General features: G+C 75.7%; 10 protein-coding genes and 2 pseudogenes. 6 read left to right on the top strand and 6 right to left on the bottom strand.

All coding sequences use genetic code 11. The features are described 5' to 3' along the window. Both MW084_RS24420 and MW084_RS01695 read left to right on the top strand, forming a co-directional pair. Nucleotides 1-142 (top strand): annotated as a pseudogene (locus tag MW084_RS24420) (homocitrate synthase/isopropylmalate synthase family protein); the annotation flags it as partial. Nucleotides 143-175: 33 nt separating this feature from the next. Then, a pseudogene (locus MW084_RS01695) lies at nt 176-683 on the top strand (alpha-isopropylmalate synthase regulatory domain-containing protein); the annotation flags it as partial. A 961-nt stretch (nt 684-1,644) separates the two neighbouring features. Here the strand turns inward: MW084_RS01695 and MW084_RS01690 are convergent. Beyond that, nucleotides 1,645-2,280 (bottom strand): response regulator, encoded by a 636-nt coding sequence (locus MW084_RS01690; protein WP_010469258.1) that lies wholly within the window; start codon nt 2,278-2,280, stop codon nt 1,645-1,647. Continuing rightward, nucleotides 2,277-3,497, bottom strand: coding sequence for a sensor histidine kinase (locus MW084_RS01685; RefSeq protein WP_010469259.1), 1,221 nt, complete (start codon nt 3,495-3,497; stop codon nt 2,277-2,279). The genes MW084_RS01690 and MW084_RS01685 overlap by 4 nt, the downstream gene beginning before the upstream one ends. 169 nt (nt 3,498-3,666) lie before the next feature. Between MW084_RS01685 and MW084_RS01680 the strand changes: the two genes are divergently transcribed. Both MW084_RS01680 and MW084_RS01675 read left to right on the top strand, forming a co-directional pair. Next, nucleotides 3,667-4,752 (top strand): ABC transporter permease, encoded by a 1,086-nt coding sequence (locus MW084_RS01680; RefSeq protein WP_010469260.1) that lies wholly within the window; start codon nt 3,667-3,669, stop codon nt 4,750-4,752. Then, nucleotides 4,749-5,432, top strand: a complete 684-nt coding sequence (locus MW084_RS01675) for an ABC transporter ATP-binding protein (protein ID WP_010469262.1) — start codon at nt 4,749-4,751, stop codon at nt 5,430-5,432. Before MW084_RS01680 ends, MW084_RS01675 begins: the two co-directional genes overlap by 4 nt. A gap of 188 nt (nt 5,433-5,620) precedes the next feature. On the opposite strand, the gene MW084_RS01670 is transcribed toward MW084_RS01675, so the two are convergent. The 4 genes from MW084_RS01670 to MW084_RS01655 all read right to left on the bottom strand — a co-directional run bounded on the left by MW084_RS01670 (nt 5,621) and on the right by MW084_RS01655 (nt 8,360). Next, complete coding sequence (locus tag MW084_RS01670; RefSeq protein WP_010469263.1) at nt 5,621-6,676, bottom strand: glucose 1-dehydrogenase; 1,056 nt, start codon at nt 6,674-6,676, stop codon at nt 5,621-5,623. A 351-nt stretch (nt 6,677-7,027) separates the two neighbouring features. Then, nucleotides 7,028-7,276: a hypothetical protein gene (locus MW084_RS01665; protein ID WP_010469264.1), complete on the bottom strand. Its 249-nt coding sequence runs from the start codon at nt 7,274-7,276 to the stop codon at nt 7,028-7,030. Then, nucleotides 7,273-7,677: a DUF1622 domain-containing protein gene (locus tag MW084_RS01660; RefSeq protein ID WP_039828892.1), complete on the bottom strand. Its 405-nt coding sequence runs from the start codon at nt 7,675-7,677 to the stop codon at nt 7,273-7,275. Before MW084_RS01660 ends, MW084_RS01665 begins: the two co-directional genes overlap by 4 nt. 170 nt (nt 7,678-7,847) lie before the next feature. Next, the gene (locus MW084_RS01655; RefSeq protein WP_010469266.1) at nt 7,848-8,360 is read right to left on the bottom strand and encodes a gluconokinase; all 513 of its coding nucleotides are present in this window, start codon (nt 8,358-8,360) and stop codon (nt 7,848-7,850) included. A 149-nt stretch (nt 8,361-8,509) separates the two neighbouring features. Here MW084_RS01655 and MW084_RS01650 point away from each other — a divergent pair, with 149 nt between their 5' ends. Both MW084_RS01650 and MW084_RS01645 read left to right on the top strand, forming a co-directional pair. Continuing rightward, nucleotides 8,510-8,698 (top strand): hypothetical protein, encoded by a 189-nt coding sequence (locus tag MW084_RS01650; RefSeq protein WP_010469267.1) that lies wholly within the window; start codon nt 8,510-8,512, stop codon nt 8,696-8,698. Nucleotides 8,699-8,755: 57 nt separating this feature from the next. After that, the coding region (locus MW084_RS01645; RefSeq protein ID WP_275563435.1) for a rhomboid family intramembrane serine protease at nt 8,756-9,550 on the top strand (795 nt) is incomplete at its 3' end.

Genomic DNA, 9,550 nt, shown 5'->3' with positions numbered 1-9,550 from the left:
GGGTGTCGGCGTTCGCGCACAAGGCGGGGTTGCACGCGTCGGCGATCCGGGTGGATCCGGATCTGTATCAGCATGTGGATCCGGCGCGGGTGGGCAACACGATGCGGATGCTGGTGTCGGACATGGCGGGGCGGGCGTCGGTNNTTTTAAACGTAAGGGGGCTGGGGGTGGAGCNGGGCCGGGACCGGGAGGTACTGGGCCGGGTGGTGGAGCGGGTCAAGGAGCGCGAGTTGCGGGGGTACACCTACGAGGCCGCCGACGCCTCCTTCGAACTCCTCCTCCGCGAGGAAGTCGAAGGCGGCAGGGAGCCCTGCTTCGAGCTGGAGTCCTGGAGGGTGATCGCCGAGGACGGGGCCGGCGCGCCGCGGGACGCCGAGGCGACGGTCAAGCTCCGCGCCCGGGACACCAGGGCCGTCGCCACCGCGGAGGGCAACGGCCCGGTCCACGCCCTCGACAACGCGCTGCGCCGGGCCCTGCGGTCGACGCACCCGGAGGTGTCGCGGTTCGAGCTGGTCGACTACAAGGTCCGCATCCTGGAGGGCCACCGGGGCACCGCCGCGAGGACCCGCGTCCTGGTGAGCGTCGCCGACGGGCACGGGACGTGGCAGACGGTCGGCGTCGCGGACAACGTCCTCGCCGCGTCCTGCGAGGCGCTGGTCGACGCCTACACGTACGGGATCCTGTACGTGCGGCGTGAAGCCGACGGGGACTCCGCCGCCGAACCGTCCCGGGAGGCTTCCGGGAGGGGGGACGAGGCGGCGTGCACGTTCACCGTGACCCTCCGGGACAGCCGCGGCGCGCTGGGCCGGATCGCCGCCGCACTGAGCAGCACGCCGGTGCTGGCACTGTCGTACACGGTGGCGCAGGCCGCCCGGGCCACCGCCGAGATCCGGGTGCCGCAGGCCCACGCGGTGCGCGCACGCGGCAAGGTGAACCGCATGGTGGACGCGCTGACCGTCACCGAGCCGCGGCCCGTCCGCCCGTAGGGCCGCGACGGGTGCCCGGGTCGCGGTGCGCGTCCCCGGGCACCCGCCGGGCGGTGCGGTGCGCGTCCGGCGGCGCCGCGTCCGTCCGGCGGTGCCGCGTCTATCCGGTGGTGCCGCGTTCGCCCCTCGGCCGCAGCGCTCGTTCCCGTGCGTACGCCCGGCGGTGCCGTGCACGTTGGGCAGCCTGGGCCCGACCCCGGATCGCCGCGCGCCTCTCCGGAATCCGCCCGGCGCGGGAGGCTCCCCCGCCCCGCCCCGCACCCCGGGATCGGCNCCGGAACCGGGCCCTGNCNNTTATANNCNNGNCCCNGNGCAGGAGGCTCCCCGCTGGAACCCGGCCGATTCCGGTTCGAACCCCGGGCCCGGTTCCGGACCCGATCCCGCACCCGATCCTGGGACCGATCCTGGGCCCGCCCCTGGGACTGGCCGACGCCGATGCCGGTTCCGGTTTCGACCGGTCCCGGCTCGGATTCCGGTCCCGGCTTGGATTCCAGCCCCGGCTCGGTCCGCGGCCCGGCCCCGGTTCCGGCCGCCCGGCAGCATCACGCCCGGCCCGGCCGTCCGGCCGCCAGGCCACCCAGGGCGACGGCGCCCCCGACGGACGGACGGACGGACGGGCGGGTCGGCGCGGCGACGCGTGGGCGGGGCGTCGTACCCGCTACCGCCGGATGAGGCCGAGCCGGGTGGCGACGGCGACGGCGGCGGTGCGGGAGTCGACGTCGAGCTTCGCGTAGATGCGGGCCAGATGGGACTTCACGGTCCCCTCGGTGAGGTGGAGCCGGTCGCCGACGGCCTGGTTGGACAGGCCCTCGGCGACCAGGGCGAGCACCTCGGTCTCCCGCCGGCTCAGGGCGGTGCCGGGGGCGCGCAGCCGGTTCATCAGCCGGTCCGCGACGGCGGGCGCCAGGGTGGTGCGGCCCGTCGCGGCGGTGCGCACCGCCGCCGCCAGGTCCTCGGGCGGGGCGTCCTTGAGCAGGTAGCCGGTGGCCCCGGCCTCGATGGCGGGGAGGGTGTCGGCGTCGGTGTCGTAGGTGGTCACGACCAGTACGCGGGGCGCGCCGGGGCGGGCGGTGATCAGGGCGGTGGCCTCGGCGCCGTTCATCCCGCCGCCGAACTGGAGGTCCATCAGGACGACGTCGATGTCGCCCAGGGCGGCGCGGTCGACGGCGGCCTCGGCGGTGGCGGCCTCGGCCACCACGTCGATGCCGGGTTCGGTCTCCAGCACGGCGCGCAGACCCGCCCGTACGACCGGGTGGTCGTCGGCCAGGAGCAGGCGGATCGGGGTCTCGGTCACAGGGGGGCCTCGGCAGTGGGGTCGGGGGTCCGGTGGAGGGGCAGCCGGGCGGTGAGGACGGTGCCCCGGCCGGGCGCGGAATCGACGGTGAGGGTGCCGCCGAGGGCGTGGACGCGGGCGCGCATGGAGGCCAGTCCGAACCCGCCGGCCTGCGGGTCGGGGACGGGCAGGCGGTCGGGGTCGAAGCCGCGCCCGTCGTCGGCGACCACCACGGCGACGTGGTCCTCGAAGTAGCCGAGGGTGACCTCGGCGGTGGCGGCCTCGGCGTGGCGGACCGTGTTCGCCAGGGCGGACTGGGCGATGCGCAGCAGCGCCACCTCGTGCGCGGTGGGCAGCGGGGCGGGGTCGCCGGCGAGGTGGAGGCGCGCGGTGAGCCGGTGGCGGGCGCTGGTGGTGGCGCACAGGCGTTCCAGGGCGCCGGCCAGGGTGGTGCCCTCCAGGGCGGGCGGGGCGAGGGCGGCGACGAAGCGGCGGGCCTCGGCGAGGTTGTCGACGGCCGTCTGCCGGGCCTGGTCGACGTGGCGGGCGGCGCTCTCCGGCGCGCCGGGCAGGGCGCGTTCGGCGGCGCGCAGCAGCAGCTGGATGCTGGAGAGGCCCTGGGCGAGGGTGTCGTGGATCTCACGGGCCAGGCGTTCCCGTTCGGCGAGCACACCGGCGGTGTGCTGGGCGGCGGCGAGGTCGGCGCGGGTGGCGGTGAGTTCCTCGATCAGGCGCCTGCGCTGCTCGCTCTCCCGGTACAGGGCCTGGTAGCCCCACACCACCGCCATCGCCACGGCGGCGCCGAGGGCCGGCCCGATCACCATCGGCGCGTTGAACGACCCGTGGTGCGCGGCGAAACCGGCGACGGACGCCGCCGCGGTGGCCGCCACGGCGGCGGGTCCGGCCCGGCGGGGCAGCAGGTGGAGCTGGAGGAAGTACAGCGGGAACGCCATCCACACCCCGTCGGCCGACAGGGCCAGCAGCACCAGCCAGGCGGCGCCCACACCGGCCAGCCACAGGGCGGCGGCCCGCTGCGAGCGGCCCACGCGGGGCAGCGCGGGGCCGGCCGCGTACAGCAGGCCGCACGCCACGGCCGCGGCGACCACCCACCCGGCGTGCGGACGGCCGCCGACCGCGGCCCGGACGCCGGCCAGGGCGAGCAGCCCGGCGACCAGCAGGTGCAGGCACCAGGCCAGGGCCCGGGTGGTGGGGATGGGGACGGGGGCGGCGGTGTTCACAGTCCCTCCAGCCTAAGGAGGGCTCCGCGGTACGGCTTCCATCGAAAGGTGGAACCGGAGTGCCGTCCTTCGGCGCACGGATTGCCGACCTGGGCCGGAAGCCGGGCCGGGGGGCCGGCGGCGAGGGTGGGACCCACAGTTTCCGTCCCGGGAAAGGGCCCCTCACACCGTGTTCGTCGCCTGGAGAGACCTGAAGTTCGCCAAAGGGCGCTTCGCCCTGATGGGCACCGTCATCGTGCTGATCACCCTGCTGGTCGGGTTGCTGTCCGGGCTGACCGCGGGCTTGGGCCGGCAGAACACCTCCGCGATCACCTCCCTGCCCGCCGACGCGATCGCCTTCGGCTCGCCCGGCGGTGAGGAGCCGTCGTACGCGAACTCCACCGTCGACGAGCGGCAGTGGCAGCGCTGGGCCAGGACACCCGGCGTGGAGGCCGCCGAGCCGCTGGGCATCACCACCACCAGGGCGAGCGCCGGAAGCAGGAGCGCCGGCGTGTCCGCCTTCGGCGTCCGGCCCGGCTCCGCGCTCGCCCCCGAGAGCGGCAGGATCGACGGCCGCGCGGCGGTCCTGTCCACCGCGGCCGCCGCCGACCTCGGCGTGGCGGAGGGCGACGGCTTCACCCTCGCCGGGCAGGAGGTGACCGTGGCCGCCGTGAGCGGCGACGCCTTCTTCAGCCACACCCCGGTCGTCTGGACCAGCCTGGACCTGTGGCGCAAGGCCGTACCCCCCACCGGGAAGGGCGGCGCGCCGACCGCCACCGTCATCGCCCTGGACACCGCCTCCGGCGTCGACGTCGGGGCCGCCGACCGGGCCGCGGGCACCAGGACGGTGTCCCGGGACGACTCGCTGTCCGCGATCGGCTCCTACACCTCCGAGAACGGCTCCCTGCAGCTGATGCGCGGCTTCCTCTTCGCGATCTCCGCCCTGGTCATCGGCGCCTTCTTCACGGTGTGGACCATCCAGCGCAGCGGCGACGTCGCCGTCCTCAAGGCGCTGGGCGCCTCCACCGCCACCCTGCTCAAGGACGCCCTCGGCCAGGCCGTGGTCCTGCTGGTCGGCGGCACCCTGATCGGCACCGGGGCCGCCGCCGGGCTCGGCGCCCTCGTCGCGGGCTCGGACGTGCCGTTCCTCCTCACCCCCGCCACCGTCCTCCTCCCCGCCGCCGTGATGATCGCGCTCGGCGTGCTCGGGGCCGCCCTGTCCATCCGCCGCATCACCTCCGTCGACCCGCTGACCGCCCTGGGGAGCGCCCGATGAGCCTGCACCTGAACGACGTCACCCTCACCTACCCCGACGGCGACTCCCGGCTGACCGCCCTCGACCGCGTCACCCTGGAAGTCCCCAAGGGCAGCCTGACCGCCGTCGTGGGCCCCTCCGGTTCCGGCAAGTCCAGCCTCCTCGCCGTCGCCGCCACCCTCATCGCGCCCGACAGCGGCACCGTCACCATCGACGGCACCCTGACCACCGGCATGACCCGCGGCGAACTCACCGACCTGCGCCGCCGCAAGGTCGGCATCGTCTTCCAGCAGCCCAACCTGCTGCCCTCCCTCACCGCCGTCGAACAGCTCCAGGTCATGGCGCAGATCGACGGCCGCAAGCCGCGCACCGCCCGGAAGCGGGCCGAGGAGATGCTGGACGCCGTGGGCCTCACCGCCCAGGCCGACCGGCGGCCCCACCAGCTCTCCGGCGGCCAGCGCCAGCGGGTCAACATCGCCCGCGCGCTGATGAACGACCCCAGGGTCCTGCTGGTCGACGAGCCCACCAGCGCCCTCGACCACGAACGCGGCGCCGCCGTCATCGACCTGATCACCCGCCTCACCCACCGGCAGGCCACCGCCACCGTCCTGGTCACCCACGACCGCACCCACCTCACCGCGGTCGACCAGATCGCCGAGGTCGACGACGGACGCCTCCGCCTCGCCGCCACCGTCCGGTAGGCCGGGCGCGGGGCGGCGGGGGCCGCCCCGCCGCGCCGGTCCGCCGCGCCCGTTCACCCACCCGCCCGGCCACGGGGCGCGTGCCTCCGGGGCCGGGCGGGGCGCCGCGCCGCCTGCCGGCCGTGACGCCCGCGAGCCGTGACGCCCACCGGGGCCGTCCGCCCACAGGCAGGTCGGCGGGGCACCGGTCAGGGGCGGTGCAGGTCGATCACGACCTTGACGTCGTCGTCGCGCGGGGCGAACGCCTCACGGAAGCGGCCCAGCGGCACCCTCCGGGTGACCAGGCCGTCCAGCCACGCCCCGTCGGCCCGGGCCAGCACCGCCGCGGCCTGCCGGTAGTGGTCGAGGTTGGCGTTCACCGAACCGACGACCACGTCGTTCTCCAGCACCAGATCCCGGTTGACCATCCCCGCGTCCACCGTGACGCGCCGGCCGGCGGAGGACACGCCGGTCAGGCACAGCACGCCGTACGGCGCGGTGCCCGACAGGGCCGCGAACACCACCTGCGCGGCGCCGGTCGCCTCGACGACGACGTCGGGCCGCACGCCGTCCATCACCTCGCGGGGCGCGCCGCTGTGGTACTCCGCGCCGAGGGACCGTACGAGCCGGGGCTTCGGCCCCCGCTCGACGCGGTCCAGCACGTGCACCTCCAGGCCCCGCTCCACGCCGACCAGCGCGGCGAGGAGCCCGATGGGGCCGGCCCCGGTCACCAGGACCCGCCGCGGCTCGAACCAGGACCGGCTCCCCACCAGATCGACCTGCTGCCACGCCTTGACCACGACGGCCGTCGGCTCCAGGAGCATCCCCACGGCCTCCAGGCGCGGGTCCAGGCCGACGGCGTAGTCGCACTCCACGGTCCAGTACTCCGCGCCGTAGCCGTCCAGTTCCTTGATGCCCCGCTCTTGGTAGCGGCCGTTGCGGCACATGTCGAAGTGCCCGCGGGCGCACGCCCCGCACGGGACGGGGTCGGGGCGGCGGACCACGCCGACCACCAGGTCGCCGGGGGAGAAGCCGCTTCCGGGCGGCGCCTGCTCGACCCGCCCCAGCGACTCGTGGCCGATCACCATCCAGTCCCGCCCGGCGGGCGCGGCGCCGTACTGGCCGTCGGCGATCTCCCGGTCGGTGCCGCAGACGCCCAGCGCCAGCCCCCGGACCAGCAGTTCCCGCGGGCCGGGGGAGGGCGGGGGGAGTTCGCGGACCTCCATCGAGGCCCCGGGGCCGGGTCGGAGCGTCAGTGCGCGCATGGACTGTCCTTTCCGTTCCGCGTCGGAGGAATGAGGGTGTTCCGCACCGGAGGTACGGGTTCCCCGGGCTGGGTACGGGCCACTCCCGTGCCGGGGTGCCGGTCGTGGCCCACCCCTCCGGCCCGCCGCTCCGGCCCACCGCTCGGGAGGCGGAGCCGTACCCGGCGGCGGGCNNNGGGGGTCGGGAGCCGCGGGCCGGGGCCGGGTCCCGGAGGAACGGCTTCCCCCGGCGCGCGTCCCGGTCGCCGCATGCCCGGTCACCGCGCGCCCGGTCACCACGCGCCCCGGCCGGTACGGGTCCGGTCGGCACGGGGTCCGGCCGGCATGCGCCCCTGCCGGCGGGGCCCGGCCCTACGGCGCGGCACGCGACAGCCCCAGGCCCGCCCCGATCACCCGGCGCAGCGCCACCACGGCGGCGGCGGCCAGGATGCCGCTCCACGAGGGCTCCCCGGTCAGCCGCATCAGCCCGGCCGCGGTCAGGAAGTCCAGCAGGACGGCCAGGGCGCGGCGGGCGTCGCCGGTCAGCCGGTAGGCGACCGCCGCGGAGACCAGTCCCGCGCCGGTGACCAGCACGGCCGCCGCCTGCAGCCAGGCGTTCACGACGGCGTCTCCCGGACGGGCCCCTCCAGCGGGCCCTTGCCGCCGTCGATCTCCACCCGCTCCTGGGCGATCTCACGCCCGAGGAAGTAGTTGAGCGCGGTGCGGATGGCCGCGATCGCCGCCAGTTGCCCGATCTCGGTGAAGCTCGGCGCGACCGCCGTGCGCAGCACGTCCCCCGCGAGCTGGAACTCCAGGCCCAGTACGAGGAAGCGCCCCAGACTGAGCCGGATGCGGTTGAACCCGGCCACCCGGTCGGGCCTGCGCGCACCGGCCCTGACGAACTGCACGAACGCCCAGACGGCACCGACGAAGATGATCAGCGCCCCGGCGGACTCGACGAGCCGCACCAGCAGGCCGATGACCTCGCGCAGGGTCGACTCGGGCAGGAGCTCCATCGACATGATCATGGCAGGCGGGTACCCCCGGCCCTCCTCGCCGATGCCCCGCCCGTACCGCCCTGCCGTAGTCCCCCNGTCCCTTATACNCGNCTGCCNNNGCCGNCCGCCCAGCACCGTCGCTGTCCGCCGGGTCCGCGCGCCGCAGCCGTACGGCTCCGAACCGGCCGCGCGCCTCACTGGGCGGCCCGCACCGCGGCGAGCGCCAGCGCGGTCGTCTCCTCGGGCGTGCCCTCCACGGACACCACCGCGCCGCGCTCACCGGGAGCCGGCGGCTCCAGGGCGTCGTACTGCGAGCGCAGCAGGCTCGGGGGCATGAAGTGGCCGCGCCGGGCGCCGAGGCGGGCGGCGATCAACTCGGCCGGACCGTGCAGGTGGACGAAGAACACGCGCGGGGACACGGCGGCGAGCCTGTCCCGGTAGCTCCGCCTGAGCGCGGAGCAGGCGACGACGCCGCCGCTGTCGAGGTGGTCGCGCAGCCATTCGGCGACCCGGTCCAGCCAGGGCGCCCGGTCCTCGTCGTCCAGCGGCACGCCCGCCCGCATCTTCTCGATGTTCCCCGGAGGGTGCAGATCGTCCCCCTCCCCGTACGGGACGCCCAGGCGCTGCGCCAGGGCCAGGCCGATCGTCGACTTGCCGGAGCCCGAGACCCCCGCGACGACGACCAGCGGAGAAGCGTGGTCAGGCATGTCCGTCCCCGTTCGCCACCCGTCTTCCGAGCGGACCGGGTACCCGCGCGGAGCGCCCCGCACGCCGGGGGATTGAGTCCGGCCGTCCGGGTGACCCGGCGGGAGTACGGCACACGACGGGATTGCGGCACACGAGGTGAGGAGCGGTCATGACCGGATCGGAGAACCACGAGAGCCCGCTGGAGCAGGTCACCGGCGAGAAGGACGTCACTCCGGAGGAGGAGCGCGACACGCAGCGGGAAGAGCGGGAGGGCACTGCCGAAAGCACGTCCGGCGACGCCTCCGGGGACGCCTCCGGGGACGCTTCCGGGGACGGGGAACCGGATGCCGGATCGTAGCGGGGACCGGCGGCGATCGACCGGATTCGCGCGCTGACGACCGGGCAGTGAGTCGACGTGGTCATTCCCGTTCATGACGCGAACCCGGCGCGGCGGCTCCCCTGGGTGACGTACGCGCTGATCGCCGTCAACGTCGTCGTCTTCCTGCGGACCCCGGGCATGGCGGGCTCGCTGGTCGGCGAGAGCAGCCTGGCCCAGGCGTGCCGGCTGGAGTCCTTCCTCGGCCAGTGGGCCGCCGTGCCGCGCGAACTGGTCCACGGCCGGATGCCGGAGCTGGTGCCCACGGGGCGGACCGCCGTGGGGCCCTCCGGCCCCGGCTGCCTCCTGGGACCGCCGGGCTACGACAAGTCGCCGCCGCTGTCCGTCCTGACGGCGATGTTCCTGCACGGCGGCTGGCTGCACCTGATCGGCAACATGCTGTTCCTCTGGGTGTTCGGCGACAACGTCGAGGACCGCCTGGGCAAGGTGCGCTACCTGCTGTTCTACGGCCTCTGCGGCTACGCCGCCACGTACGGCTTCGCCCTGGTCGACGCCGGTTCGGGCCGGCCGATGATCGGCGCCTCGGGCGCCGTCGCCGGAGTGCTGGGCGCCTACCTGGTGCTGTACCCCAGGGTGCGGGTGTGGGCCCTCGTGCCGTTCCTGCTCCTGCTGCCGCTGCGCCTGCCGGCCTGGACGGTGCTCGGGCTGTGGTTCGTCCTCCAGGCCGTGTACTCCTACGGGGCGGGCGTCTCGCAGGCCGGGACGGTGGCGTACCTGGCGCACGTCGTCGGCTTCGTGGTGGGGATGCTGTGCGCCTGGCCGCTGCGCCGGGGCACCCCCCAGCCCCCGCAGCCGCCGCGCCCCCTGTGGGGG

This window comes from Streptomyces sudanensis (assembly GCF_023614315.1).
GTDB lineage: Bacteria > Actinomycetota > Actinomycetes > Streptomycetales > Streptomycetaceae > Streptomyces > Streptomyces sudanensis.
The sequence above is the reverse complement of the archived record's forward strand: the minus strand, read 5'-3'. Positions and strand labels throughout refer to the sequence as shown.

Excerpts from the sequence above, each read along its gene's own strand:
- MW084_RS01660 (WP_039828892.1), bottom strand. The coding sequence starts at position 7,677 with ATGTCGATGGAGCTCCTGCCCGAGTCGACCCTGCGCGAGGTCATCGGC.
- MW084_RS01655 (WP_010469266.1), bottom strand. The coding sequence starts at position 8,360 with ATGCCTGACCACGCTTCTCCGCTGGTCGTCGTCGCGGGGGTCTCGGGC.
- MW084_RS01675 (WP_010469262.1), top strand. The coding sequence starts at position 4,749 with ATGAGCCTGCACCTGAACGACGTCACCCTCACCTACCCCGACGGCGAC.
- MW084_RS01670 (WP_010469263.1), bottom strand. The coding sequence starts at position 6,676 with ATGCGCGCACTGACGCTCCGACCCGGCCCCGGGGCCTCGATGGAGGTC.
- MW084_RS01650 (WP_010469267.1), top strand. The coding sequence starts at position 8,510 with ATGACCGGATCGGAGAACCACGAGAGCCCGCTGGAGCAGGTCACCGGC.